We start from the raw sequence: 25,933 nt of genomic DNA on the forward strand, positions 1-25,933 counted from the left end.
GGTAAAAAACCGGGTCGGCACAGGGGCGCCGCCCCGGTTGTCCGTTAAAATATCGGCATTCTACATTTTGCAAGTAAAAGGATCCCATTATGCCGTCGTTTGATGTCGTCTCCGAAGCAGACATGATCGAAGTGAAAAACGCTGTCGAACAATCGAACAAGGAAATCACCACCCGTTTCGATTTCAAGGGCAGTTCCGCCAAGGTCGAGCAGAAGGATACCGAACTGACCGCCTTCGCCGATTCCGATTTCCAGCTCTCGCAAGTGCGCGATGTGCTGACCAATAAGCTGGCCAAGCGCAAGGTCGACGTGCGCTTCCTCGACGAAGGCAAGATCGAGAAAATCGGCGGCGACAAGGTCAAGCAGGTGATCAAGGTGAAAAACGGCATCGAAACCGACGATGCCAAGAAGATCGTCAAGGTCATCAAGGATAGCAAGATGAAGGTCCAGGCCAGCATCCAGGGCGAATCGGTGCGCGTGACCGGCGCCAAGCGCGACGATCTGCAGGCCGCCATGGCCATGCTGCGCAAGGATGTGCCGGACATGCCGCTGGAATTTAATAATTTCCGCGATTGATCAATCAGCACGATCAATCGGCGCGATTCGGGTATCCGTACCCGGAAAACGCCGACAATACGACGGTATTTACCGCCGTATTGCTCGTTGGATAGGTGATCACCCGGCCGGTCCCCATCGTGCTTGGGGTAGAATTGTGGGTGCGCAAGCTGGCCGCGGCAGCCGCGCCAGCGCACCAGTAAACTTGGCAGTCTAAGGATAGCAATGAAACGTGTTGATGATTTCCGCCTGCGTCTGGGCAACAAGGAATATGTGCCCATCATGATCGGTGGCATGGGCGTCGATATTTCGACCTCCGAACTGGCACTCGAAGCGGCGCGCCTGGGCGGGATCGGGCATATTTCGGATGCCATGGTCGAGGATGTCTCGGACCGCAAGTTCGACACCAGCTATGTGAAAGACAAGACCAAGACCTATAAGTTCAACATCAATAATATGGACAAGGCGGTGGTGCAGTTCGACCTGGCCCGCCTGGCCGATGCCACCCGCCGCCACGTGGGCGCGACCATGGAAGCGAAACGCGGCGATGGCCTCATTTTCGTCAACTGCATGGAAAAGCTGACCATGAATTCGCCGCGCGAAACCCTGCGCACGCGTCTGTCGGCCGCCCTCGACGCCGGCATCGACGGCATCACCATGTCGGCCGGCCTGCACCTGGGCTCGTTCGCCCTGATCGCCGACCATCCACGTTTCCGCGACGCCAAGCTGGGCATCATCGTCTCGTCCGTGCGCGCGCTGCAGATTTTCCTGCGCAAGGTGACCAAGCTGGACCGCCTGCCCGATTACATCATCGTCGAAGGCCCGCTGGCCGGCGGCCACCTCGGCTTCGGCATGGACTGGGCCGAGTACGACCTGCATACCATCATGGATGAAATCCATGCCTACATGCGCGCCGAACAGCTCGATATTCCGCTGATCGCCGCCGGCGGCGTGTTCACCGGCAGCGACGCCACCAGCTTCCTCGAAAAAGGCGCGGGCGGGGTCCAGGTGGCGACCCGCTTCACCATCACCAACGAGTGCGGCCTGCCCGAGAAGGTCAAGCAGGAGTACGTGCGCGCGACCGAAGACGACATCATCGTCAACGGCATTTCGCCGACCGGCTATCCGATGCGCATGCTCAAGAGCACGCCGGCCATCGGCGCCGGCATCCGTCCGGGCTGCGAGTCGTACGGCTATCTGCTCGATGCCACCGGCAACTGTTCCTACATCAATGCGTACAACCGCGAAGTGCTGGCCAATCCGGACAGCAAAACCGTGGTGGTGATGGACAAGACCTGCCTGTGCACCCACATGCGCAATTTCAATTGCTGGACCTGCGGCCACTACACTTACCGCCTCAAGGACACCACTCACAAGCTGTCCGACGGCAGTTACCAGATGCTGTCGGCCGAGCACGTGTTCCAGGATTACCAGTTCAGCGTCGATAACCAGATCGCCTTGCCGGCGCGCCAGGACATCGTCCTCGCCTGATTTTTTCCCGCTGTCCGCCGGCGGCCGCACGGCCGCCAGCGCTCCCGCCGCAGCTCTTTTTATTCAAGTTTCGCGTCAGCGCGAACCACCGCCCGCTTTCCCTGTCCAACGTGATCTATCATCATTGGAGAGGTGAATGCCTGCCAGCGAGAACGCCCATTTTGCCGCCTTGCTGATCGATGCAAGTGGCCACATCATTACCTGGAACAGCGGTTGCGAAAAAGTGCTCGGCATTCCTGCCGCCGATGCATTGCAACAGCCCTTGACAGCCTTGCTCAGCGACGAAGGCTGCCTGGCGTACAGCCAGCGCTGGACCGAATTTCCCACCGACTGCGACGCCACCGAACTGGAGTTCGTGCGTGCCGACGGCAGCCGCCAGACAAGCGCACTGACCTTGCTGCCCCAGTTCGGCGACGGCGGCACATTGAGCCATTGCGTCGCCATCATCGATGCCGCCTGCAACGAATCGGAAACGGCGGCGGTCGGCCGCATGCCGCTCTCGAGCATCATCGATGTGCTGCCGGGCACCTTTTACGTGGTGCGCGAGGATGGCAGCTTTGCGTTGTGGAACAAGACGCTGGAACAGGTCACGGCCATGAGCGCCGACGAGATCCGCCGCGCCAATGCGCTCGACATGTACGACCTGGCCGAAAAGCGCATCATCGCCGCCAATATCCGCAACGTCTTCGAGCATGGCACCCAGGTCATGGTCGAAGCGAATTATCTCGACAAGTACGGCCACGCCACGCCCTACCTGATGTGCGGCGCGCGCATCACCTGCCGCGGCCGCCATTACCTGTGCGGCATGGGCCTGGACATTTCCGAACGGCGCGCCCAGGAAGACCGCCTGCGCCTGCGCGAGCGCGCCCTGCACGCCACCAGCAGCGGCCTGGTGATCACCCGCTGCGCCGGCGCGGACAACCCGATCGAGTACGCCAATCCGGCCTTCGAGCGCATCACCGGCTATGCCGCCGATGAAGCGATGGGGCGCGACTCGCGCTTCATGGGCGTGCCCGGCATGGACGAAGACGAACGCGCGCAGTTGCGCGCGGCCGTGCGCGAACGGCGCGAAGTGAACGTGGTGTTTCGCAACCGGCGCAAGAATGGCGATATCTTCTGGAACGACCTGACCATCACGCCGGTGAGCGATGGACGCGGCAAGGTCACGCATTTTATCGGCGTCATCAACGACGTGACAGCCGTCAAGCAGCGCACCGCCCATCTCGAACACGAGGTCAACCACGATGCGCTGACCGGGCTGGCCAACCGCACCCTGCTGTGGGACCGGCTGGAACAGGCGCTGCACATGGCCCAGCGCAACAAGTCGCTGGTGGCGACGGTGCTGATCGACTTGAACGGTTTCAAGCAGATCAATGATGGCTACGGCCACGAAGCCGGCGACGAGGTGCTCAAGATGGTGGCGCGGCGCCTGCAATCGTCGGTGCGCGAAAGCGACACGGTGGCGCGCCTGTCGGGCGACGAATTCGTGCTGGTGCTGGTCAACCAGCCATCGCTGCGCTACACCCTGCGCATGATCGAGCGCCTGCGCGTGAGCATGTCGCAGCCGGTCAGTTTCAATGCGACCGACATCGCGGTCGGCGGCAGCATCGGCGTGAGCGTGTATCCGCATGACGGCAGCGGCGCGCTCGACCTGGTGCGCGCGGCCGACGTGGCCATGTACCACGCCAAGGCGGCCAAGACGGGCGAGGTGCACTTCTTTTCCGCCGACATGAAGTCGACCACCCAGGCCAAGCAAAAGCTCGAAGACGCCATGCGCGTCGCGCTCGAGCATCACGAATTTTTCCTGTTGTACCAGCCCCACATCTGCCTGCGCAGCGGCCGCCTCCAGGGCATGGAAGCGCTGCTGCGCTGGCGCCATCCCGAACTGGGCGTGCTGGCGCCCGCCTCGTTCCTGCCCGAAGCCGAGGAAAACGGCATGATCACCGCCATTGGCGACTACGTACTGGAAGAAGCGTGCAGGTTCATGCAGCGCATGAACAGCGCCGGATTCGCGCCGCTGCCGGTGGCGGTGAACGCCTCGCAGCGCGAATTTTCACAGCCCGGCTATGTCGCGCGGATCGCCGCCACGCTGGACCAACACCGGATCGCCCCGGCCCAGCTGGAAATCGAATTGCGCGAAGATTGCCTCAACACCAACCAGCACCTGGGGGTGGAAGTGCTGTCGCAGCTGAGCGAACTGGGCGTGCTGCGCACGGTCGATGCCTTCGGCGGCGGCTTGTCGAATCTGAATTTCCTGCAAAAGCTGCCGCTGACCCACGTCAAGCTGGCCAAGGCGGCGGCGCACCAGATCACGGCCGACGCGCGCAGCGGCGCGCTGGCCAGGGCGCTGATCGACGTCGGCCACGATCTCGGCGCCCGGGTCATCGCCAAGGGGGTCGAAACGCGCGTGCAGATGGAGTTTTTAAGGGCCAACCATTGCGATGAACTGCAGGGCACGTATTTCAGCGCGCCGCTGGCCGAGCATGCCATGCACGATATGCTGGTGGCGGCGCCGGCGGCTTGATGGCGCCGCCGGTGCGCCAGTTGCACACGCGCCGCCGCGTACTCAGCCTTCGCTGGTGATGCGCTGGACCAGCGCGCCCAGCACTTCTTCGGCCAGCTCGTTCGAGACCTGGCAGGTGCCGGCGTTTTCATGCCCGCCGCCGCCGTATTCGAGCATCAGCGCGCCGATATTGGTGCGCGATGTGCGGTTCAGGATCGATTTGCCGGTGGCGAATACGGTGTTCTGGTTTTTCAATCCCCACAGCACATGGATCGAGATATTCGTTTCCGGGAACAAGGCGTAAATGATGAAGCGGTTGCCGGCGTAGATGGTTTCCTCTTCGCGCAGGTCGAGCACGACCAGGTTGCGGTGCACGGTGGCGCAGCGCCGGATCTGGTCCTTGCACTTGTCGTTATGCTCGAAGTACAGCTCCATGCGCTCCTTGACGTCGGGCAGCGCCATGATGTCATCGATCGTATGATTTTTACAATAATCGATCAAGTCCATCATCAGGGCATAGTTCGAGATGCGGAAGTCGCGGAAGCGTCCCAGCCCGGTGCGCGCATCCATCAGGAAGTTGAGCAAGTCCCAGCCCTGCGGGTCGAGCACTTCCTGCTGGTTGAAGCGGGCGGCGTCGCCCTTGTCGACGGCGGCCATCATGTCGAACCAGGCGGCCGGAAAGACCGAGGCGCCACCGTAGTAGTCGTACACCACCCGCGCCGCCGAGGGCGCTTCCGGATGGATGATGTGGTTGGCGCGCTCGCCGGTGTTGCGGATGGTTTCGGACAAGTGGTGGTCGAATGCCAGGTGCACCCCGGCCGCGTACGGCAGGTTGGTGGTGATATCGCCGTCGCTGACCACGATCTTGCCATCCTGCATGTCCTTGGGATGGACGAACAGGATATCGTCGATCAGGTCCAGGTGCTTGAGGAGGACGGCGCAGACCAGGCCGTCGAAGTCGCTACGCGTGATCAAACGGTATTTTTTTGCATCGGCAGACATCGTGACATCCCCTTAATCAGGTTCAACAGCAGGCCGGCCGCGGCCGGTTCGATCCTTTATCATACCGCGCAAAGCGGCCGCTGCGGTGCGATCGTCGACGGCGCGGGAGCGATCGCGATAAAAACAGCGTTTCCCCTGCGCCAGCGAGGCGCCTTCCCCACAGTTCACTCCTTCAATCATGCAGCCTGTCGCAAACGCCGCACGGCGTCCAGGGGATCGTCCTAAAGTTACAACATCTCATCAGTATTCGTCGCCCCGCGGCGGTTTTTGCGGCGATGGGACAGCGGAGCAGTTACACTCGCCGCTCGCATCAATCTCTCTGAATCTGACGGAAATCACTCACCATGGAAGCACGCCGCCCTCCCGAGCAAAACATCGCGACCGTTCTGGCATGGCTGCACCGCGCCTTCGACGCGATCGCCACCTGGGTGACCCAGCTGTCATGGTGGAAGTTTTTCCTGTTCGCGGCACTGGCCCTGATTGCCGCGTCGATCCTGCAAAACGAACTGTTTTCGGGCGCCGAAGTGGTCGAGGTGCGGCGCGAGCGCAAGCGCGACAAGCACGAAGGCAACATCATCTTCGACGACAGCGGGATCAGCTACAGCCCGCCCAAGAAGCGCAACCCGCCGCCCGAACCGCCCGAGGCGCCGGAAGCGCCCGAACCGCCGGTGCCGCCCGAGCCGGGCGCGAAGCCGGCCGAGCCGACCGAGCCGGATCCGCCACCGGTTGCGGTGGTTGCCGGCGGCAGCGACGGCGAAGTGCGCGTCGCGCTGCCGCCACAAATCGTCGAAGGCTTGTCGAGCGCGATCGAGGCCGCCGTCGAAAATGCCGCCGAAGAAAAGGTAAAGGTCTATCACGGCCAGGCCTCGACCTGGTTCAAGAGTTTTATCTCCCTGCTGGTGCTGGCCCTGTTCGCCACCAAGGCGCTGGTGGGCGGCAAGAAGCGCGCCGAAGCCGAAACCCAGACCGCCAACGCCGCCGCCGAGCGCGAATCGATGCAGCGCCAGCTGTCCGAAGCGCGCATGCAGATGATGCAGGCCCAGGTGGAGCCGCATTTCCTGTTCAATACCCTGGCGTCGGTCGAATACCTGATCGAGACCGACCCGCCGCGCGCCTCGGCCATGCAGCGCAGCCTGATCCAGTACCTGCGCGCGGTGCTGCCGCAGATGCGCGACAACGCCGTCGTCACCAACCTCGGGCGCGAGGCGGACATGGTGAAAGCCTACCTGAGCCTGCTGAAGATGCGGATGGAGGAACGCCTGCAGGTGGACATGCAGATTCCCGAGGGCTTGCGCAGCGCCGCCTTTCCGCCGATGATGCTGCAGTCGATGGTCGAAAACGCCATCAAGCACGGCCTCGAATGCAAGCCCGAAGGCGGATCGCTGCGCATCCTGGCCGAAGTGGCGCACGACAAGCTGCGCGTGATCGTCAGCGACGACGGGGTCGGCTTCGGCGTGTTCCCCAGCGATGGCACCGGCCTGGGCCTGATGACGATCCGCGAACGGCTCAAGCTGCTGCACGGCGACGCCGGCCAGCTGCACATCGCGGCCAACGTGCCCAGCGGCGTGATCGCCACCATCGAAGTGCCCTACCATGTGTCGAAGTGAGCGGCAAACAAAGAGGCACCAAGGAATCGATTGATTAAAGCCCGGTTTCATTGAATAATTGGCACTCTTTCCTTTCACCAGAACCGGACCATGCCTACCGCTATTATTGCTGACGACGAAAGACTGATGCGCGACCAGTTGCGCCTGCGCCTGAACCAGGCGTGGCCCGAGCTGGAAATCGTCGGCGAGGCAAAGAACGGCGAGGAGGCCATCGAGCTGGTCAGCCAGCTCAAGCCCGACCTGACCTTCCTCGATATCCGCATGCCGGGCAAGACCGGCATGGAAGCGGCGCGCGCGATCGGCGCCGGCAGCAACATCGTGTTCGTCACCGCCTACGACCAGTACGCGGTCGAGGCCTTCGAGCGCGGCGCGGTCGACTACGTGCTCAAGCCGCCCGAGGCCGAGCGCCTGCAGGTGACGGTGGACCGCCTCAAGTCGCGCCTGGCCAAGCCGAAGGAAGCGGTCAACGACAGCGTCACGGCCATGCTGTCGCAGCTGGCCGAGAAAATGGCGGCGCCCAAGCCGACCTACCTGCAATGGATCCAGGCCAGCATCGGCCAGGACTTGCGCATGATACCGGTCGAGGACATCCTGTTTTTCCGCTCCGACGAAAAATACACCTGCGTGCAGACCGAGCGCTTCGAGGCGCTGATCCGCAAGCCGGTGCGCGACCTGGCCGAGGAACTCGATCCGGCGCTGTTCTGGCAGATCCACCGCGCCACCCTGGTCAACGTCAACGCCATCGAAGGGGTGACGCGCGACATCCGCGGGCGCCACCTGGTGCTCATCAAGGGCAAGCCCGACAAGCTGGAAGTGAGCCGCAGCTTCCTGCACCTGTTCAAACAGATGTGAATACGCCCTGTGCCGCGCCGGCCGCGGCGCTCTGCCCTCCTTCCATGCACCACCTAGCGATACGCCATGAGACTCCGTACCCCGAAGCGCACCGCGCTGCGCATTACAAGCCGTTTGTCGCGCCTCAAGGCGTGCTTTGTATCAGCTTTTACAATCAGCCCACGGTCCGCGTCCCGCGGGCCTTCAACGGCAGGCGCGCATGGCACAACAGCGTTCTTCCCGCTTCCTGAGCTGGGGTGCGGTCATGTTCGTCCTCGGTTTGCTGGGCGGTCACTCCCTCGCGCGCTTGTTCGCGTATAACCGCTGGCCGCGCTTTGCGCGCAGCCACAGCCGCGAGATCATCCAGAACGCGAGCGAAGCGATCATCTCCACCGACGATACGCAGACCATCGTGCTGGCCAATCCGTCGGCCGCGGCGATGTTCTCGACCACCGTGGAACGGATGCAGGGCAGTCCGCTGCAGCAGTTCATCGCCCCGCTGCCGACCGTCACCGGCGACGCCGCGCCCGCCTATTTCGGCGACGTGGCCGGGCGCGCCGGGCGCCGCGCCACCGATTACGCCGTCACCGGCGTGCGCGCCAGCGGCGAAACCTTCCCCCTCGAAGGCTCGATTTCGAGCATGATCGAAGCGGACCGCACCATCTACACCATCATCCTGCGCGACGTCACCGAGCGCCAGCAGGTGCAGGAAAAGCTGTCGCGCTCGCACGCCCAGCTGCGCCAGCTTTCGTCGGCCCTGCAAACCGTGCGCGAGGAAGAGCGCGCCCACATCGCGCGCGAGCTGCACGACGACCTCGGCCAGCTGCTGGCGTCGCTGCGCATGGACCTGAACCTGCTGCAAAAGGAGCCCGGCGCCGGCAAGAACGGCCAGCGCCTGATGAAAGGCATGGAAGAGAACCTCCTGACCGCCATCACCTCGCTGCGCCGCATCGCCACCAACCTGCGCCCGCGCGCGCTCGACGAAGGCGGCCTGTATTTCGCGCTGCAGGGCTTGCGCGACGAATTCGTCGAACGGCACGGCATCGCCTGCTCCCTGTTCGCCGACGAAGCCGAGCTGCGCCTCGACGATGGCGCCAGCACCGCCATTTTCCGCATCGTCCAGGAAGCGCTGACCAATATCGCGCGTCACGCCGGCGCCAGCAATGTGACCATGTATGTCTACCGCATCGATGGCCAGCTGCTGGTCTCGATCCGCGACGACGGGCGCGGCATCCAGGCCGCCGACATGGAAAAAGCCCAGTCACTCGGCCTGATCGGCATGCGCGAACGGGTGTGGGGAATGAAGGGCGAAATCACCGTCAGCGGCGACGATCCGCCCGGAACCCGCATCGACATCGTGTTGCCGTTGCCCGAAAGCACGAACGATGAGGCCGGCGCCGAGCCCGCCGCGAGCGCACCGGAACGGCCCCGCCCCCTGCCGCCGCCGGCTCCCTGACATTTCCCAGACCGCCTGTAACGACGGGCGGTATGCGGCGTTGCACCATTTCTCCCGGGTGCCATTAAGCGCACTCGAAGCGTGCAATTAGACGGTATTGACGTCTTGTTCCCCGGCAAATCTACCCTGTCTCTTTTTCGCCACATTTCACTTTGTCATGGATTTGACATACGTGGAAGTTATAATTACGTCCGATTAAGAGCATCCCTGGTTAATCGACACTTATCTGTGCAACTTTTTGGAGATTTATATGCAATGCAAACTGATGGCTGTTGTCCTGGCCGCTGCAATTCCTCTGTGCGCTTCCGCTCAATCGAGCGTCACGATCTACGGCGTGGCAGATGCCTCCCTGGCGAAAGAAGACACGGACGTTAAGGGCGGCAGCCGTACGGTCGTCAATTCCGGCAACCAGTCGACCAGCCGTATCGGATTCCGCGGCGTTGAAGATCTGGGCAATGGCCTGAGCGCCGTGTTCAACCTGGAAGCTGGCGTTAATCTCGACACCGGCGCCGGCGACAGCGTCCTGTTCGGCCGCCGCTCGGTGGTTGGCCTGAAAGGTGGCTTCGGCTCCGTGCTGATCGGCCGCGAATACACTCCGATCGCTGACGTCGCTAACGCTAGCGATATCAACGGCCAGGGCTTCTACGGCACCAACTTGAGCTCGTTCGGCGCAGGCCGTCTGACCCGTCGCATCAGCAACTCGGTCAACTACAAATCGAACTCGATGGGCGGCGTGATCGTCAGCGCCGGTTATGGCCTGGGCGAAACCGCAACCGGTCCTTCGCAAGATCTGATGGGTCTGGCAGTTGAGTACAAAGCCAACAACATCTACGTTGGCGGCGGTTACCACGTTGTTGAGCGTCTGGCTTCCGGCGACGACAAGGAAATGATCGTCGGTGCAGGCTTCACCATGGGCCCAGTCGAAATCCGCGGTAACTACATGGTTGCCAACCCAACCGGTGCCGGCAACAAGTATGAGCAGGTCAACGCCGGCTTGTCGTACACCTTCGGTTCGAACAAGATCTACGGTAACGTCCAGCAAAACAAACTGGAAGGCGGCGCCAAGGGTAACGGCGCTTCGCTGGCTTACTCGTACTCGCTGTCGAAGCGCACCAATGTGTACGCTTCGTACGCCATGCTGCGTAACAACGACAAAGCAACCTTCGGCATCTACTCGGCTGGCGCAAACGTCATCCCACCAGCAACCGCGTTCGGTGCTGATCCAACCGCGCTGGCAGTTGGCGTTCGTCACGCGTTCTAATTCACTGGCGCGTTCAGGCGCGCTTAGCTGAAACAAAAAACCCCGCACGCTGCCTCGCAGCTTGCGGGGTTTTTTTATGCCGGTTTGCACGGTTGTGCGTATTCATGTATATTTGTGCGCATTGCTTCCTGTTGAATGCTTACATGCCGACCGATCCCCTCCTCCTGCAGGAACGCCACGCCCTCATCCTGCAACGCCTGCAAACCGATGGACGGGTGCTGGCCCCCGACCTGGCGCAATGGCTGCAAGTGTCCGAAGACACCATCCGGCGCGATCTGCGCGACCTGGCCGCGGCCGGCCTGTGCCAGAAGGTCTATGGCGGCGCCCTGCGCATGCCGCTACCCGCCGCCCCGGGCGGCACCCCGGCGCAGCGCCGCGCGGCCCAGACAGGCCGTAAAGCGCACCTGGCCGCCGCCGCAGTGCCCTGCGTGACGCCCGGCAGCGTCGTGTTCATCGATGCCGGCTCGACCAACCTGGCGGTCGCGGCCGCGCTGGGAGAACACCGGCTGACCGTCATCACCAACGCCCCGGCGGTTGCCGCCGCGCTGATCGACAAGCCGCTGATCGAACTGATCGTCATTGGCGGGCGCATCCATGCAGAGACGGGCGCCAGCATCGGCGCGACCGCCCTGCGCGAACTCGAACTGATCAGCCCCGACCTGTACATCCTGGGCGCCTGCGGGGTCGACGCCCAGGCCGGCGTGAGCGCCATCCATTTCGAGGAAGCCGAATTCAAGCGCCATGTCGCTTCGCTCAGCAAGACGGTGCTGGTCGCCACCACCAACGACAAGGTCGGCACCGCCGCGCCGTACGCGGTGCTGGAGGCGGCCAGCGTGAGCGTCCTGGTTGGCGAGCATGATATCGACGTGCGCCAGGCCGACGCCTTCGCGGCGCGCGGCGTGCGCGTGCTGCGCGCCGCCAAGCCCTGATCGCCACCCTTTTCCGAAAGAAGCCATGCCTGACACCGGACCGCAACAACGCCTTTCCACCCGCCTCGCTTTTCTTGCCGCCGGCCTGGCCATGTCGGCCTGGGCGCCCTTGGTGCCGCTGGCCAAGCTGCGCCTCGGCCTGGGAGAAGCGCAGCTCGGCTTGCTGTTGCTGTGCCTGGGCGCCGGATCGCTGCTGGCGATGCCGTCCACCAGTTTCCTCACAGCGCGTTTCGGCGTGCGGCCGGTGGTGCTGTGCTCCGGTCTGATCGTCTGCCTGGTGCTGCCCGGACTGGCTTTCGCGCCCAGTGCGCTGCTGCTCGGCTGCGTGCTGTTCGTCTTCGGCGCGGCCATCGGCACCCTGGACGTGGCGATGAATATCCAGGCGGTGGTGGTGGAAAAGAACAGCGGCGAGGCGCTGATGTCCGGCTTTCACGGCTTGTTCAGCGTGGGCGGCTTCCTGGGCGCGGGCAGCATGGCGCTGCTGCTGTGGCTCGGCCTGAGCCCGACCGCGTCCGCCGTCCTGCTGGCCCTGCTGGTCGGCGCTGTGCTGGCCGGTGCGGCGTCCGGCCTGCGGCGCGAGACCGATGCGCAGGTACGCGACGCGCCCATTTTTGTCATGCCGCACGGCGCGGTGATCCTGATCGGCGCGCTGTGCTTCCTGTGCTTCCTGGCCGAAGGCGCCATCCTCGACTGGAGCGCCCTGCTGCTGACCGACGGACGCGGCCCCGCTGCGGGCGCCGGCCAGGGCGGGCTCGGTTACGCGGCGTTTGCGATCGCCATGACGCTGGGGCGCCTGACGGGCGACAAGGTGGTTGGCAAACTGGGCGGCCAGCGGGTGCTGCTGCTGGGCGGCCTGTGCGCGGCGGCCGGCTTTTTCTGCACGGTGCTGGCATCGTCGGTGGCGGGCATGCTGGCTGGCTTCGTGCTGATCGGACTGGGCGCCTCGAACATCGTGCCGATTCTGTTCACCGCGGCCGGCAGCCAGCGCGCGATGCCGGCCAGCCTGGCGATCGGAGCGATCACCACGCTCGGCTATGCCGGGATTCTGGCGGGACCGGCGGCGATCGGGTTTGTGGCGCACGCCACCAGCCTGCCCGTGGCGTTCGCCGGGCTCGGCTGCGCGATGCTGCTGATCGCGGCCAGCGCGAAACTGGGCGCGTCGAGCGCGCCCAAGGCCGTATCGAAATGACTTACTTCAGGCGGCAGGTGAGCAGCCAGTAGTATTCCAGGCGCACGATCTTGATCTCGCGTACCGACGAGGCCAGCTTCTTGCGCAGCGCGCTGTCGGACGGGTACGTCTTGGGAATTTCGTAGCGCTCGCCATCGGGCGCAATGCGGATCTGGTAGGTATTGCCTTCCATATCGGTGCGTGCCACGGTTTCGCTGCTGCCTTCGACATAGGCATCGTCCAGCAGGACGATGAACATGTCGTCGCCGACCTTGGTGCGCAGGTGCGCCAGGAAGCGTTCCTGCTCTTCGCGCTTGACGTGCGACCACCAGAAGCCGATGAACACGGCCGTGTAGCTGCCGATGTCGTCCGGCAAATTCCACGCGTCCGCCACCTTGAATTCCACCTTGTCTGCAGGCAGTGCGCGCAGTTTGCCCAGCGCGATCATTTCAGGATTGATATCGGTGGCGACGACCTTGTCGGCCGTGCCGGCGATGACGGCGGTCCAGTAACCGGTGCCGCAGGCCAGTTCCAGCACGGTATGGCCGCGCAGGGTCTCGGCCACATGGCCGCGCATGGCGGCCAGGTCGTCCTTGCGTTCCGGCCGGTCGTAGATGCGGTCGTGGTTGGAGGCGCTCTTGGCGTAAAACTGTGCGGATTGTTCGGTGATCATATTTTTCTTGATGGTGATGTACTTGGTACTGATGCTTTACAGCTCGTAAGTTTCTTTGGTGCCGCTCATGGCCGACTCGACCAGCTTGCGGTTCAGGGTCGGCGCCAGCAATTCGATGAAGGTATAGATATAGCTGCGCAGATAGGCGCCCTGCTTGACGGCCACGCGCGAAATATTCATGCCGAACAGGTGCCCCACCGGAATGGCGCGCAGGTTCTTGTCGCGCTCGGCGTCGAAGGCCATGCCCGCTATGATACCAATACCCATGCCAAGTTCCACATAGGTTTTGATGACATCGGCGTCGATGGCTTCGAGCAGCACGTCCGGTTTCAGTCCGCGCAGACCGAAAGCATGGTCGATCTTGCTGCGCCCGGCGAAAGCGCCATCGTAGGTGATCAGCGGGTAGGTGGCGATTTCTTCCAGGGACACCGCCTTGGACTTGAGCAGCGGATGGTCGGGCGGGACCACCACCATGTGCTCCCATTGGTAACAAGGCAATGTGATCAGCCCGTCAATGCCCGCGATCGATTCGGTGGCGATGGCCAGGTCGGCCTGGTCGCGCTGGACCATCTCGGCGATCTGGCGCGGATTGCCCTGCAGCAACGACAAGCGCACCTTGGGGTACTTGAGCATGAACGCCTGCACCACTTTCGGCAAGGTGTAGCGCGCCTGGGTGTGCGTGGTGGCAATGGTGAAGCTGCCGCTGTCCTGCGCCGCGTACTCCTTGCCGATGCGTTTCAGGCTGTCGATCTCCTGCATGATCAGCTCGACGGACTCCAGCACCAGCCGGCCGGGCTCGGTCAAGCCGCGGATACGCTTGCCATGGCGGGTGAAAATGTCAACGCCGAGCTCTTCTTCAAGCTCGATAATCGCTTTCGACACCCCGGGCTGGGACGTAAACAAGGCCTTGGCCGCATCGGTCAGGTTGTAATTCTGCCGCACAGCTTCGCGCACGAAGCGTAATTGATGGAGGTTCATTGCTTTTTTGCTCTCGCAGGCCGGAAAGATACTCAAAATAAATATCAACCAGCATTTTATAAGAATGCTTATGCCGGATACGCATATAAGCAAATAAATTCTTAGTCCTTTGGAATATAGGACGAGTTTATTACTATTGAGGCTAGTTTGGGGACAGTCTCATGCAGTTGCCCCCGAAGAACCCCCAAAATGGGGGGCCTCGCAAAACCGTAGCGAGCGGCGCAAGTTTCGTCAGAGAAGCGCAGCCGTACGAAGGTACGGTGAGCATCGCAGGACTTTCGCGTCCCGGGCGAAAATTGCGCCGCGCAGTAGGTTTTTCGAGGCCCCTTAAAAATCAGGATGACATATGTACCGTTACGACCAATACGACCACCTCATCGTCAGGGAACGCATCGCGCAATACCGCGGCCAGGTGGAGCGCCGCCTCAACGATGAGCTGACCGAAGCCGAATTCCTGCCGCTGCGCCTGCAAAATGGCCTGTACATGCAGCGCCACGCCTACATGCTGCGTATCGCCGTGCCGTACGGCCTGCTGTCATCAAGCCAGATGCGCATGTTCGGCCACATCGCCCGCAAGTACGACCGCGGCTATGGCCACTTCACGACGCGCCAGAACATCCAGTTCAACTGGATCGAACTCGAGCAGACGCCGGACATCCTGGCCGACCTGGCCTCGGTCGAGATGCACGCCATCCAGACCTCGGGCAACTGCATCCGCAACATCACGGCCGACGAATACGCCGGCGTGGCGCTTGATGAAATCATCGATCCCCGCCCGTACGCCGAAGTGCTGCGCCAGTGGAGCACCTTCCACCCCGAATTCGCCGCCCTGCCGCGCAAGTTCAAGGTGGCCATCAACGGCGCCGTGGAAGACCGCGCCGCGATTGCGGTGCACGACATCGGCCTGACCGTGGTGCACAACGACGAGGGCGAGATCGGCTTCAAGGTCATGGTTGGCGGCGGCATGGGCCGCACTCCGATCCTGGGCAGCGTGGTGCGCGAATTCCTGCCGTGGCGTCACATGCTGACCTACATCGAAGCGGTCATGCGCGTGTATAACAGCTACGGCCGGCGCGACAACAAGTACAAGGCGCGCATCAAGATCCTGGTCAAAGCCATGGGCGTCGAGGAATTCACGCGCCAGGTCGAGGAAGAATGGGTCGACCTGAAAGACAGCGCCTCCACCCTGACCGACGAGGAAATGGCGCGCGTGGCGGCTTACTTCACGCCGCCGGCCTACGAAACGCTGCCCAACATCGACGTGCGCGCGGAGCATGCCGACAACAAGGCCTTCGGCAATTGGCTCACGCGTAACGTCAAGGCGCACAAGGTGCCGGGCTACAGCGTGGTGCTGCTGTCGCTGAAAAAAACCGGCGTGCCGCCGGGCGACGCCACCGCGACCCAGATCGACTTCGTGGCCGACCTGGCGGACCGCTACAGCTTCGGCGAACTGCGCGTGACGCACGAGCAGAACCTGGTGCTGGCCGACGTCAAGCAATCGGCCCTGTTCGCGCTGTGGCAGGAAGCCAAGGCGCACGGCCTGGCCACGCCGAACATTGGCCTGCTGACCGACATCATCTGCTGCCCGGGCGGCGACTTCTGCTCGCTGGCCAATGCCAAGTCGATCCCGATTGCCGCCGCCATCGCGGAGCGCTTCGACGACATCGACTACCAGCACGATATCGGCGAGATCGAACTCAATATCTCGGGCTGCATCAACGCCTGCGGTCACCACCACGTGGGCTCCATCGGCGTGCTCGGAGTCGACAAGGATGGCAGCGAGTGGTACCAGGTCTCGATCGGCGGCGCGCAAGGTAACAATGCGGCCATCGGCAAGATCATCGGCCCGTCCTTCTCGGCGCTGCAAATGCCCGAAGTGGTCGACCGCCTGCTGCAGGTGTACGTGCGCGAACGCCACGAAGATGAACGGTTTGTCGACACCGCCCAGCGCCTGGGCATCGCACCGTTCAAGGAACATGTGTACGCCACGCCGATCAAGGCGGGCCAACTGGTTGGAGAAGACCACTATGCTTGAGTCGCACAAGGAAATCATCAAACACCGCGCGGTCGTCGCCGACGACTGGAGCGTGCTGCGCCTGGCCGTGCTTGACGCTGAAACCGGCGTCGTCGCCGAAGCGCCCGACACGGTCGTGGTCCCGGACGGCAAAGTCATCGTCCCGCTGACGGTGTGGCAGGCGCAGCGCGCCGTCCTGGGCGCACGCAGCGACATCGGCGTCTGGCTCGCCCCCGACGAACGCGCCGAAGCGCTCAAGGACGACCTGGATAAATTCGCCGTCATCGCCATCGACTTCCCCAAGTTTACCGATGGCCGTGGCTACTCGACCGCGTTCAATGTGCGCATGCGCCTGAACTATCAGGGCGAACTGCGCGCCATCGGCGACGTGCTGCGCGACCAGCTGTTCCAGATGCACCGCTGCGGCTTCGACGCCTTTGCCACGCGCCAGGACCGCAATATCCACGACGCGCTCAAGGGCCTGACCGATTTCTCCGAGGTGTACCAGGCCTCGGTCGACATCAAGGCGCCGCTGTTCCGCCGCCACGAACGCGACGTGCGCATCGACAGCACCGACGTCGGCTACGGCATCTGAGGCACGCCATGAACGACATCTCCGCCCTCGTCGCCAGCACCCGCGCCACCTTGGAGCGCATCGCCGCCGAATACTCGCCGGCGGTGTTTGCCTCCAGCCTGGCCGCCGAAGACATGGTTTTGACCGATCTGATTCTCAAGGCGAACCTGCCGATCGGGATCTTCTCGCTCGAAACCGGCCGCCTGCACCCGGAAACGCTGGCGGTGCTGGCCCAGGTCAAGGATACCTACGGCTACGACATCGCGCTGTACAAGCCGCAGCCGGAAGCGGTGGACGCCTACGTGTCGCAGCACGGCCTGAACGCCTTTTACGAGAGCGTGGACATGCGGCGCGAGTGCTGCCGCATCCGCAAGGTGGAACCGTTGGGCCGCGCCCTGGCCGGCAGCAAGGCCTGGGTAACGGGCCAGCGCCGCGCGCAGTCCACCACGCGCGCGCAGCTCGACATCCAGGAAGACGACGCCGCCCACGGCATGGTCAAGTTCAATCCCCTGGCCGACTGGTCGGAAACCGATGTGTGGAACTACATCCGCGACAACGGCGTGCCGTACAACGCGCTGCACGACCAGGGCTTTCCATCGATCGGCTGCGCGCCCTGCACGCGCGCCGTGGAACCGGGCGAAGACGTGCGCGCCGGGCGCTGGTGGTGGGAAAACCCGGACTCCAAGGAATGCGGCCTGCATCTGGTCGATGGTAAACTGATCCGCATTAAATCCGTGGCTGCGTAAAGCGTCTGCTTGCGCGCCACCATAAGAAAACATAGGCCTCGCCACCATGACTACACTGACCGATACCCCGCGCGTGCTGACCGACGTCAACGCGCGCCACCTGGATGCGCTCGAATCGGAAGCGATCCACATCCTGCGCGAAGTCGCCGCCGAATGCGCCAATCCCGCCCTGCTGTTCTCGGGCGGGAAAGACTCGGTCGTGCTGCTGCGCCTCGCCGAAAAAGCCTTCCGGCCGGGTAAATTCCCGTTCCCGCTGGTGCACATCGACACCGGCCACAATTTCGCCGAAGTGATCACCTTCCGCGACGCCCGCGCGGCGGAACTGGGCGAGCGCCTGATCGTCGGCTCGGTCGAAGACTCGATCAAGCGCGGCACCGTGCGTCTGCGTAATCCGCAGACCGATTCGCGCAACGCGGCGCAGGCAGTGACCTTGCTGGAGACGATCGCCGAACACAAATTCGACGCCTGCATCGGCGGAGCGCGGCGCGACGAAGAAAAGGCGCGCGCCAAGGAACGCATCTTCTCCTTCCGCGACGAATTCGGCCAGTGGGACCCTAAGGCGCAGCGCCCGGAACTGTGGGACCTGTATAACACCCGCGTGCACCCGGGCGAAAACATGCGCGTGTTCCCGATCTCGAACTGGACCGAACTCGATGTGTGGCTCTACATCCAGCGCGAAAAACTGGCGCTGCCGCCGATCTATTTCGCGCACGAGCGCCAGGTCATTCCGCGCAACGGCTTGCTGGTGCCCCTGACCGACCTGACGCCGGCACGCGAAGGCGAGACTGTCGAAACCCAGGTGGTGCGCTTCCGCACCGTGGGCGACATTTCGTGCACCTGCCCTGTATCGTCGGATGCATCGACGGTCGAAGCGATCATCGCCGAAACCGCCATTACCCAGATCACCGAACGCGGCGCCACCCGGATGGACGACCAGACCTCCGAAGCCTCGATGGAAAAACGTAAGAAAGCAGGATACTTCTGATGAACGCTCGCATTGACAACCCAACCGAACGCGGTCTGCTGCGCTTCATCACGGCCGGCTCGGTCGACGATGGCAAGAGCACCCTGATCGGGCGCCTGCTGTTCGACAGCAAAGGCATCTTCGCCGACCAGCTCGACGCCATGTCGCGCTCTAAGCACAAGCGCACCGTGGGCGACGCCGTCGACCTGTCGCTGCTCACCGACGGCCTGGAAGCCGAACGCGAACAGGGCATCACCATCGACGTGGCCTACCGCTACTTCGCCACGCCCAAGCGCAAGTTCATCATCGCCGACACCCCGGGCCACGAGCAGTACACCCGCAACATGGTCACCGGTGCCTCGACCGCTGACGCGGTGATCATCCTGATCGACGTCTCCAAGGTCAAGCTGCGTGAAGACGGCGGCGTCGACCTGCTGATCCAGACCAAGCGCCATTCGACCATCGCCCACCTGCTGCAGATCGAGCACGTGGTCGTCGCCGTCAACAAGATGGATCTGGTGAACTACGACCAGGCCGTGTACGACCGCATCGTCAAGGCGTACAAGGAATTTGCCGCCACCCTGGGGCTGAAAGACATCACGCCGATTCCGCTGTCGGCCCTGACCGGCGACAACGTGGTCGAGCCGAGCGAAAAGATGGGCTGGTACGAAGGGCCGACACTGATTTCGCTGTTAGAGGCGCTGTCGGTCTACGACGAATCGCACGCGGCGCCGTTCCGCTTCCCGGTCCAGCTGGTGGCGCGTCACAACGGCCACGAAGCGAACGACTTCCGCGGCTACATGGGCCGCATCGAAGCGGGCAAGGTCAGCGTGGGCGACAAGCTGGTGGTGCAGCCGTCCGGCCAGAGCGCCACCGTCAAGGATATCCTCACCCTGGAAGGCTCGCACCAGTCGGCCGTCGTGGGCCAGTCGATCACCTTGCTGCTCAATGAATACCTGGATATCTCGCGCGGCGACCTGCTGGCCGGCGCCGACCAGCCAGCGACCCTGCTCAAGACGCTCAAGGCGGACGTGTGCTGGATGTCGGACGAACCGCTCGACCTGCGCCGCAAGTACTGGATCAAGCATGGCACCAAGCAGACCTCGGCCAAGATCACCGGCATCGATACTCTGCTCGACATCAATACCCAGCAGCGCCACGCGGCCGAAGGCCTGAAACTGAACGACATCGCGCGCATCGGCCTGACCGTGCAGCAGCCGCTGGCCGCCGACGCTTATGCGGACATCCGTGCAACGGGCGCCTTCATTCTGATCGATGAAGTGACTCACCAGACGGTTGCCGCTGGTATGATCCGGCTGGACGCGTAAACAGGTAGCAGCCAGCGATCATCTGCCAGCAAAAGGAACACAGTTATGTCAGCACTCGGAAAAGTCTATCTGATCGGCGCCGGCCCCGGCGCCCAGGATCTCATCACCCTGCGTGGCGCACGCCTGCTCTCGCAGGCCAATGTGGTGCTGCACGATGCACTGGTGACCGACGAGATGCTGGCATTGTGTCCGCAGGCGGTGAAGATCGCGGTGGGCAAACGCTGCGGTCAGTTGTCGACCGCGCAAGCCTTCATCAACAAGCAGCTGGTCGACAGCGCGCATAAATATGCGCTGGTGGTGCGCCTGAAAGGCGGCGACCCGATGCTGTTCGGGCGCGCCGATGAGGAATTGCGTGCGCTGGAAGAAGCGGGCATCGAAGTTGAAGTCGTGCCGGGCATTACCACCGCGGTCGCGGCGGCGGCGGCGACCAAGCAGCCGCTGACCAAACGTGGCGTGGCGCGCAGCGTGGCGTTTTTTACATCCAGCACCGCACCGGAACACGGCGACCTGACGGTCGTTCCCGATTCGGACACCCTGGTGCAGTACATGGGTGGGCGCGAGGCAATCGTGACGGCCCAGCGCCTGCTGGACCAGGGCCGCCGGCCCGACACGCCGGTGGTGGTGATCGAGAATTGCAGTCGTCCGGAACAGCGCATCATGCGCCTGACCCTGGCGACCCTGGCGCACGGTCTCGGACCGGCGCACGGCCCGGTGCTGGTGATGCTGGGCGAAGCCATGAGGCTGCGCGACAGCCAGCCGATCGATACCGCGCAAGGCGGCGACGCGGTACCCGACGCGCCGCCCGACGCGGCCCAGTTAAGCGCTTAACTGCGCATCCGACGGCGCCTGTTGCGCGCCGCTCATCTGGTCATGCGCATCGATTTCCCACTGAAGTTTGTCAGCCGCGGCGTAGGTTTTTTCCGCGATAGCCGCCAGACGCGCGAACGCACGCTGCAAGCGTGGAGAACTGCGCGGCCCGCTCAGCGCGGACAGCTGGCAGCGCACCGTGCGGATATCTTCCTTGAGTCCACGCAGTGCCTCACGCAGGCTGGCGTCGGCGTCGAGCGGTTCGTCGAGCCGGCCGTCGCTCATGCCCTTGCGCAGGATGTCGATCTTGCATCCCATTCCGGCCAGACGATCGGCCAGGCGGTCGAGACGCAGCGCGGTACGGCGTTCTTCGGACAGCGAGATGAGTGTATTGCGGCCGCGTCTGGCGATTTGGGAAACTTCGCGGAGCAGCAGTTTCAGGGTTGCACTGAGCATGATGGGCACCGGAGCGAGAATAGAGAATCAAGAAATTTTGAGCGCAAACGCCGGCTCAGTCAAACCCCTGCACACGCCTGGAACTGATCCAGAACAAACCATTGGTAGATTTGTCGACCACTGCCTCGTCGTTCCCGCGCCAAGGCGGCACTCGGCGGGAACCCAAGTTTGTAATGCCGCAGACGACTCGACGAACTTGGGTTCCCGCCGGCGCGGGAACGACGGTCTTAAGGATGTCGGCATCTAGAGTTTCAACGCCCTCGCTACATCCTCCCAACTGACGTACTTGAAGTTCTGCGGCCCATCCGGCATGCGTTTGTACCCATCCTGAATCACCAGCATGCCCTGCGCATAAGGACCACCCAGGTTCTTCGACGTCACATCCAGTCCATCGGTGTCCGACGTGCCATCGATTCCCTCGGCCAGATTGAAGCCCACCTTGAAGCGCCCGCGCACCTTGTACGGCACTGCCGCGTCGAGCACCACATAACTGCTGTCGCCCTGGCTCGACACGATCAGATACGCGCCCCTAGCGCCTTCGTAGATCGCCATGCCTTCCACATCCGCGTGCAGGTCACGCCCGACAGCGAGCACCATCTTGCGCGCGACCGGCTGGTCGGCACGCGCCGCCAGGGTCCACACGCCACGCTTTTCCTCGCCGATGAACAGGCGCTCGTTGCGGTCGTCGGCAACGCAGCCTTCCGGCTGGCTGTCCACCTTGAACTCGCGCGCCAGCTTGCTGCTCCACGCGCCGCCATTCCTCGCAATGCGGAACTGGCGGAACGCCCCACCCTTGTCGTTGACGATCACGTCCAGCCCACCACTGCGCGGCTGGAACAGGCAGATGCCGTACACCTCGGGAAAACCGGTCGCGAAGCGCGTCAATTCGGCCACCTTGCCGTCGGCGTCGAAACCGAACAGCACCACGCTGTTGTCGTCGCGCTGGCTGGCCACTGCCAGGTCGACCGCCTTGCCATCCATGTTCACACCCTGGCGCAGGTCGACGTTGTTCAGGCGGCCCACATCGAGGAACTGCTGCTGCTTGCCCTGCAGGTCGTACACCATCAAGCCCTGCTTCTTGTTCGTGCCCAGCACGCGCGAGCGCGTCGCATCCTGCGGATGCACCCAGATCGCCGGATCGTCCGCCACGTCGCCCAGGCGTGCCACTGGCATCGTCTGCGCGCGCGGTTCGACCACCACCGCCGGAGAAGCCGCGGGCCCCGCCGGCAGGCGCGCACCGGCCTTGAGCAGCCGGCGCGCCGGCGCCGCCTCGCTGTTGGCTTCATACGCCCAGGTACCGATGCCCTCCTCGTTCGCATACAGCGTGTGGCGCGCGTCGTCGACCGTGCACTGGCCGGCGTCGAGCGGCATGCTCAGTTTGCGCACCAGCTGCGGCGCGGCGCCGTGCATCAGCCACTGCTCGGCCTGACCATCCTTGGCGGCGACGAACAGGAAGTCGAGCCCCTGCTGGTCGCGGAACAGGCACAGTCCTTCGACCCCGAAAGGCTGCTGCGGCAGGGGAGCAAGACGCGTCAGTTCGCCGCGTTTGATATCGACGCGGATCGGCAACGCGTGCTGGGTGTCGGCATCGAGCACCACGGCGAGCCCGCTGCCGCTGGCGCTGCGTACGTCGAGCTGTTTGGCGCGCATCGGCAGGCGGGCCAGTTCCTTGCCGGCGGCGTCGGTCAGCAGCAAGGCGTGCTTGTCGAGCGAGAGCCAGCCACCGCCATCGAGCGCAATGCGCTCCGCGGACTGCGCCGCCGTGCTGGCGACGATGCACAGCACAGCGGCTGCGCAGGTAATGTGTTTTTGCATGGTCATATCAGAAGAAGTTCGCTTTCAGACTCAGTTTAAAGGTGCGGCCGTACTGCTCGTACTGCACGTTGTACGGCTTGGTGCCCTGGTACACATAATAGGTTTCATTATTCAGGTTGATGCCCTCGAAGACCAGCTGCACACGCTTGCTGATCTGGTAGCCGAGCGAAAAATCCACCTGGCGCTGGGCGTCGACATAGCGGTCCTGCGACGCATCGAGCAGGTCGCCGCCGACTTCGAGCAGATAGGCCGACTTGTGATTGAGCGCCAGGCGCGTGCTCACGGGCCCGTTTTCGTAACCGAGCATCAGATTGACGATCTGTTTCGACTGCCCCGGCAGGCGGATCTCGCGCGTCAGCTGGCCGCCGCTGGCCTTGTCGAAGCGGCCGATGGTGGCCTTGGCATCGTTAAAACTGGCATTGGCGCCGACCAGAATGCCGTTCCACGGCGCCGGCAGCATGCGCAGCGACTGCGAATACGACAGTTCGATGCCGTTCACGCGCGCCTTCTTGCCGTTGGCGTAGCTGGTGGCGGTGGTGTAGCCGGCCCATGCCCCGCTGCCGGCAAGATCGGTGGTGTAGGTGAAATTCTTGATGTCCTTCGAGTACACGTAGGCCGACAGCGCGCCATCGGCGCCCAGCATGCGCTCGATGCCAAGGTCGACGTTCGCCGCCTTCAGAGGTTTGAGGTCCGGATTGCCGATCACCGCTTCCGTATTGCTGGCCAGGCTGATGCCGGGCGCCAGCTGGCTGAAATTGGCGCGTACGACCGCGTTGGTCCAGGCGGCGCGCACGCTGGTGTCCTTATCGATATCGAAACGTGCCTGCAGGTTGGGCAGCCAGTTCGAATAGTCGTGGGTGCGCGAGACGGCCTGCGGGCCCGTGCCCGATACCTGTTGGCCGCGCGCCGCAAAGCTGGTGCGCTCGTGGCGCACGCCGGCCAGCAGGCGCCAGTTGCCGATGTCGGCGCCGGCCTGCACGTAGGCGCTGTCGATGTCTTCATCCATCGAAAAGTCGTTCAGGCTCGATTCCGATACCAGCCGGGCGCCGGCACGGTCCAATCCCGCCACGCGCGCGCGGATCAGCGCCGGATCGAGGCCCGGCCCGAGATTGGCGAACGGGTAGTCCAGCGCACCCTGTGTGAAACCGCTCATCGACACGCTGCCCGCGCCCCAGTAATTGCCGCTACTCGCCTTGTTGCTGGTATAGGCCCACTGCTCGGTATCGTTCTCCTTGGTGCGGCGGCTGGCCTTGACGCCGCCCTTGATATCGGCGGCAGTGTCGCCCAGCGCCAGGCGGCGGCTCAGGTCCAGCTTGACGTGGCGCTCGGCGTCCTTGCTGTCGCGCGCCTGCAAGGTGATGCCCTGCAGGTTGTAGCTTGCCGGGTCGACCAGGCTGGCGGGCCCCGTCAGGCGCGGCACATCGGTGCCGGCAAAGCGCAGCCCGGCCACGTTGGCGCTGGCGCGAAAGCGCCCATCGTTGATACTCTCCGGCGTGTCCTCGGTGGCGCGGCTGGCGCCACCGGACGCGGCCAGTTTCCAGTCGCCGGCGCGCAGTTCGCCGCCGACGACTGCGGAGCCGATCTGCTGCGTGTATTTGCGCTGGCGCAGGCGGCGTTCGGCGCGCGCGGTGAACGCCGTGTCGGGCGATGCCGCCCCGCCGGCGATGTTACTGAGCGACAGGCGGTCGCGCACTTCCTCGTCCGAAAAGCGGCTGAGAAACGTGTGCAGATACAGCGACTGGCCGGCCTGCGGACGGTAATCGAGGTTCAGCGCCAGCGCATTGCGTTCGCGCTCGGGCAGGTAATCGCGCAGTTCGAGGCCGGACAGCTTGCCCTTGCTCCAGGCGCCGCCGGTTTCCACGTTATCGGAACCGAACTTGCGGCGCTCGCCGCTGATGCCTGCGGCGACACCGAGTTTACCGCCCAGGAAGCGGTCGGCCCACAAGGCGCCGGCGTTCGGGCTGGTCTTGCCGGTATTCTGATCGCGGCTGGCGCCAGCGTGGAACGACAGTGCCGTGCCGGGCAAATCGAAGGCCGACAGCGACTTGACGTCGACCGAGCCGCCCAGCGAATTGGCATCCTGGTCGGGCATCAAGGTTTTGCTCACCTCCAGCGAACGAATCAGGCCGGCCGGCAGTACGTCGAGTGCGACCGCGCGGCGACCGGCTTCCGGCGACGGCACCGAAGCGCCGTTGATGGTGACGGCGTTGTAATCGGGTCCCATGCCGCGCACCACGATGTAGCGGCCTTCGCCCTGGTCGCGCTGCACCGCCACGCCGGGCAGGCGGGCCAGCGCCTCGGCGGCGTTCTTGTCGGGCAGGCCGCCGATATCGTCGCTGCTGACGATGCTGACGATATTGTCGGCCTTCTGCTGGGCCGCCAGCGCGCGCTTCATGCTCGAACGCTGGCCGGCGATGACGACGGTATCAAGCGGGATCGCGTTTGCCTCGCTGCTGCCGGCGGCGTTGTCGGCGCCGTGCGCAATGCCGCCGCACAGTTGCAGGATGCCGAACGCAATGAGGGACAGGCGCGGAATGCCGCCCGCTGCTGCGCGCTGACGCTGTTGTTGTTTGTCGCTGTTCATAGGATCGCCGTGGGATGGGTGAAAAACAGGGCGAAGTCTAGAGACCGAATATGTCCATCTCGTGACACGGCCCCCGCCACCACGGGCGATACGGGCTTTTACGGCAGCAAATGAGCTGAAATGACCCGGGGGTTTGCGGGCCGCCGCCCAGCGCGGTGCGGACGATGAGCCGATCCGACTGGCGCCGCTGCG

21 protein-coding genes are annotated in these 25,933 nt (G+C 63.7%); 15 read left to right on the forward strand and 6 right to left on the reverse strand.

Annotated elements, in window-relative coordinates:
- Positions 1-89: 89 nt before the first annotated feature.
- The 3 genes from CR152_RS31040 (at position 90) to CR152_RS31050 (ending at position 4,569) form a co-directional block, all read left to right on the forward strand.
- On the forward strand, positions 90-575 hold the full coding sequence (locus tag CR152_RS31040; protein ID WP_099881460.1) for a YajQ family cyclic di-GMP-binding protein: 486 nt from the start codon (positions 90-92) through the stop codon (positions 573-575).
- Between the two features lie 204 nt (positions 576-779).
- Positions 780-2,045 carry a nitronate monooxygenase gene (locus tag CR152_RS31045; protein WP_099881462.1) on the forward strand — a complete coding sequence of 422 codons (1,266 nt, stop codon included), beginning with the start codon at positions 780-782 and terminating at the stop codon, positions 2,043-2,045.
- Between the two features lie 136 nt (positions 2,046-2,181).
- Positions 2,182-4,569, forward strand: a complete 2,388-nt coding sequence (locus CR152_RS31050) for a sensor domain-containing protein (protein ID WP_099881464.1) — start codon at positions 2,182-2,184, stop codon at positions 4,567-4,569.
- 42 nt (positions 4,570-4,611) lie between these two features.
- On the opposite strand, the gene CR152_RS31055 is transcribed toward CR152_RS31050, so the two are convergent.
- Positions 4,612-5,550, reverse strand: coding sequence for an exopolyphosphatase (locus CR152_RS31055; protein WP_099881465.1), 939 nt, complete (start codon positions 5,548-5,550; stop codon positions 4,612-4,614).
- A gap of 344 nt (positions 5,551-5,894) precedes the next feature.
- On the opposite strand from CR152_RS31055, the gene CR152_RS31060 reads away from it, so the two are divergent.
- The 6 genes from CR152_RS31060 to CR152_RS31085 all read left to right on the forward strand — a co-directional run bounded on the left by CR152_RS31060 (position 5,895) and on the right by CR152_RS31085 (position 12,823).
- Complete coding sequence (locus CR152_RS31060; protein WP_099881466.1) at positions 5,895-7,157, forward strand: sensor histidine kinase; 1,263 nt, start codon at positions 5,895-5,897, stop codon at positions 7,155-7,157.
- A 90-nt stretch (positions 7,158-7,247) separates the two neighbouring features.
- Positions 7,248-8,009, forward strand: a complete 762-nt coding sequence (locus CR152_RS31065) for a LytR/AlgR family response regulator transcription factor (RefSeq protein WP_099881468.1) — start codon at positions 7,248-7,250, stop codon at positions 8,007-8,009.
- A 199-nt stretch (positions 8,010-8,208) separates the two neighbouring features.
- Complete coding sequence (locus CR152_RS31070) at positions 8,209-9,444, forward strand: PAS domain-containing sensor histidine kinase (RefSeq protein ID WP_229413724.1); 1,236 nt, start codon at positions 8,209-8,211, stop codon at positions 9,442-9,444.
- Between the two features lie 250 nt (positions 9,445-9,694).
- On the forward strand, positions 9,695-10,705 hold the full coding sequence (locus CR152_RS31075) for a porin (protein ID WP_099881471.1): 1,011 nt from the start codon (positions 9,695-9,697) through the stop codon (positions 10,703-10,705).
- Positions 10,706-10,848: 143 nt separating this feature from the next.
- Positions 10,849-11,634 (forward strand): DeoR/GlpR family DNA-binding transcription regulator, encoded by a 786-nt coding sequence (locus tag CR152_RS31080; protein WP_099881472.1) that lies wholly within the window; start codon positions 10,849-10,851, stop codon positions 11,632-11,634.
- 25 nt (positions 11,635-11,659) lie between these two features.
- Positions 11,660-12,823, forward strand: coding sequence for an MFS transporter (locus tag CR152_RS31085; RefSeq protein ID WP_099881474.1), 1,164 nt, complete (start codon positions 11,660-11,662; stop codon positions 12,821-12,823).
- A 1-nt stretch (position 12,824) separates the two neighbouring features.
- On the opposite strand, the gene CR152_RS31090 is transcribed toward CR152_RS31085, so the two are convergent.
- Together CR152_RS31090 and CR152_RS31095 are read right to left on the reverse strand one after the other, a co-directional pair.
- Positions 12,825-13,475: a class I SAM-dependent methyltransferase gene (locus CR152_RS31090; protein ID WP_099881476.1), complete on the reverse strand. Its 651-nt coding sequence runs from the start codon at positions 13,473-13,475 to the stop codon at positions 12,825-12,827.
- 36 nt (positions 13,476-13,511) lie between these two features.
- Positions 13,512-14,453: a CysB family HTH-type transcriptional regulator gene (locus CR152_RS31095; protein WP_099881478.1), complete on the reverse strand. Its 942-nt coding sequence runs from the start codon at positions 14,451-14,453 to the stop codon at positions 13,512-13,514.
- A 346-nt stretch (positions 14,454-14,799) separates the two neighbouring features.
- Here CR152_RS31095 and CR152_RS31100 point away from each other — a divergent pair, with 346 nt between their 5' ends.
- Genes CR152_RS31100 through cobA form a run of 6 tightly spaced genes read left to right on the forward strand, consistent with a single transcriptional unit; the run spans position 14,800 to position 20,907 of the window.
- Positions 14,800-16,488, forward strand: a complete 1,689-nt coding sequence (locus tag CR152_RS31100) for a nitrite/sulfite reductase (RefSeq protein WP_099881480.1) — start codon at positions 14,800-14,802, stop codon at positions 16,486-16,488.
- Positions 16,481-17,062: a DUF934 domain-containing protein gene (locus CR152_RS31105; protein ID WP_099881482.1), complete on the forward strand. Its 582-nt coding sequence runs from the start codon at positions 16,481-16,483 to the stop codon at positions 17,060-17,062. Before CR152_RS31100 ends, CR152_RS31105 begins: the two co-directional genes overlap by 8 nt.
- Positions 17,063-17,070: 8 nt before the next feature.
- On the forward strand, positions 17,071-17,787 hold the full coding sequence (locus CR152_RS31110; RefSeq protein ID WP_099881484.1) for a phosphoadenylyl-sulfate reductase: 717 nt from the start codon (positions 17,071-17,073) through the stop codon (positions 17,785-17,787).
- A gap of 46 nt (positions 17,788-17,833) precedes the next feature.
- Complete coding sequence (cysD, locus tag CR152_RS31115) at positions 17,834-18,772, forward strand: sulfate adenylyltransferase subunit CysD (RefSeq protein WP_099881486.1); 939 nt, start codon at positions 17,834-17,836, stop codon at positions 18,770-18,772.
- Positions 18,772-20,079, forward strand: coding sequence for a sulfate adenylyltransferase subunit 1 (locus CR152_RS31120; RefSeq protein ID WP_099881488.1), 1,308 nt, complete (start codon positions 18,772-18,774; stop codon positions 20,077-20,079). The genes cysD and CR152_RS31120 overlap by 1 nt, the downstream gene beginning before the upstream one ends.
- A 45-nt stretch (positions 20,080-20,124) precedes the next feature.
- On the forward strand, positions 20,125-20,907 hold the full coding sequence (gene cobA / locus CR152_RS31125; RefSeq protein WP_099881489.1) for a uroporphyrinogen-III C-methyltransferase: 783 nt from the start codon (positions 20,125-20,127) through the stop codon (positions 20,905-20,907).
- Here the strand turns inward: cobA and CR152_RS31130 are convergent.
- From CR152_RS31130 to CR152_RS31140, 3 genes are all read right to left on the reverse strand, one after another.
- Positions 20,896-21,342, reverse strand: a complete 447-nt coding sequence (locus CR152_RS31130; RefSeq protein WP_099881491.1) for a hypothetical protein — start codon at positions 21,340-21,342, stop codon at positions 20,896-20,898. The two genes, cobA and CR152_RS31130, sit on opposite strands and share 12 nt — an antisense overlap.
- Before the next feature lie 243 nt (positions 21,343-21,585).
- On the reverse strand, positions 21,586-23,157 hold the full coding sequence (locus CR152_RS31135) for a phytase (RefSeq protein ID WP_229413726.1): 1,572 nt from the start codon (positions 23,155-23,157) through the stop codon (positions 21,586-21,588).
- A 7-nt stretch (positions 23,158-23,164) separates the two neighbouring features.
- Positions 23,165-25,741 carry a TonB-dependent receptor gene (locus CR152_RS31140; RefSeq protein WP_099881495.1) on the reverse strand — a complete coding sequence of 859 codons (2,577 nt, stop codon included), beginning with the start codon at positions 25,739-25,741 and terminating at the stop codon, positions 23,165-23,167.
- Positions 25,742-25,933: the final 192 nt, after the last annotated feature.

It is taken from the genome of Massilia violaceinigra, from assembly GCF_002752675.1.
GTDB lineage: Bacteria > Pseudomonadota > Gammaproteobacteria > Burkholderiales > Burkholderiaceae_D > Telluria_A > Telluria_A violaceinigra.

Excerpts from the sequence above, each read along its gene's own strand:
- CR152_RS31040 (WP_099881460.1), top strand. The coding sequence starts at position 90 with ATGCCGTCGTTTGATGTCGTCTCCGAAGCAGACATGATCGAAGTGAAA.
- CR152_RS31045 (WP_099881462.1), top strand. The coding sequence starts at position 780 with ATGAAACGTGTTGATGATTTCCGCCTGCGTCTGGGCAACAAGGAATAT.
- CR152_RS31050 (WP_099881464.1), top strand. The coding sequence starts at position 2,182 with ATGCCTGCCAGCGAGAACGCCCATTTTGCCGCCTTGCTGATCGATGCA.
- CR152_RS31055 (WP_099881465.1), bottom strand. The coding sequence starts at position 5,550 with ATGTCTGCCGATGCAAAAAAATACCGTTTGATCACGCGTAGCGACTTC.
- CR152_RS31060 (WP_099881466.1), top strand. The coding sequence starts at position 5,895 with ATGGAAGCACGCCGCCCTCCCGAGCAAAACATCGCGACCGTTCTGGCA.
- CR152_RS31065 (WP_099881468.1), top strand. The coding sequence starts at position 7,248 with ATGCCTACCGCTATTATTGCTGACGACGAAAGACTGATGCGCGACCAG.
- CR152_RS31070 (WP_229413724.1), top strand. The coding sequence starts at position 8,209 with ATGGCACAACAGCGTTCTTCCCGCTTCCTGAGCTGGGGTGCGGTCATG.
- CR152_RS31075 (WP_099881471.1), top strand. The coding sequence starts at position 9,695 with ATGCAATGCAAACTGATGGCTGTTGTCCTGGCCGCTGCAATTCCTCTG.
- CR152_RS31080 (WP_099881472.1), top strand. The coding sequence starts at position 10,849 with ATGCCGACCGATCCCCTCCTCCTGCAGGAACGCCACGCCCTCATCCTG.
- CR152_RS31085 (WP_099881474.1), top strand. The coding sequence starts at position 11,660 with ATGCCTGACACCGGACCGCAACAACGCCTTTCCACCCGCCTCGCTTTT.
- CR152_RS31090 (WP_099881476.1), bottom strand. The coding sequence starts at position 13,475 with ATGATCACCGAACAATCCGCACAGTTTTACGCCAAGAGCGCCTCCAAC.
- CR152_RS31095 (WP_099881478.1), bottom strand. The coding sequence starts at position 14,453 with ATGAACCTCCATCAATTACGCTTCGTGCGCGAAGCTGTGCGGCAGAAT.
- CR152_RS31100 (WP_099881480.1), top strand. The coding sequence starts at position 14,800 with ATGTACCGTTACGACCAATACGACCACCTCATCGTCAGGGAACGCATC.
- CR152_RS31105 (WP_099881482.1), top strand. The coding sequence starts at position 16,481 with ATGCTTGAGTCGCACAAGGAAATCATCAAACACCGCGCGGTCGTCGCC.
- CR152_RS31110 (WP_099881484.1), top strand. The coding sequence starts at position 17,071 with ATGAACGACATCTCCGCCCTCGTCGCCAGCACCCGCGCCACCTTGGAG.
- cysD (WP_099881486.1), top strand. The coding sequence starts at position 17,834 with ATGACTACACTGACCGATACCCCGCGCGTGCTGACCGACGTCAACGCG.
- CR152_RS31120 (WP_099881488.1), top strand. The coding sequence starts at position 18,772 with ATGAACGCTCGCATTGACAACCCAACCGAACGCGGTCTGCTGCGCTTC.
- cobA (WP_099881489.1), top strand. The coding sequence starts at position 20,125 with ATGTCAGCACTCGGAAAAGTCTATCTGATCGGCGCCGGCCCCGGCGCC.
- CR152_RS31130 (WP_099881491.1), bottom strand. The coding sequence starts at position 21,342 with ATGCTCAGTGCAACCCTGAAACTGCTGCTCCGCGAAGTTTCCCAAATC.
- CR152_RS31135 (WP_229413726.1), bottom strand. The coding sequence starts at position 23,157 with ATGCAAAAACACATTACCTGCGCAGCCGCTGTGCTGTGCATCGTCGCC.
- CR152_RS31140 (WP_099881495.1), bottom strand. The coding sequence starts at position 25,741 with ATGAACAGCGACAAACAACAACAGCGTCAGCGCGCAGCAGCGGGCGGC.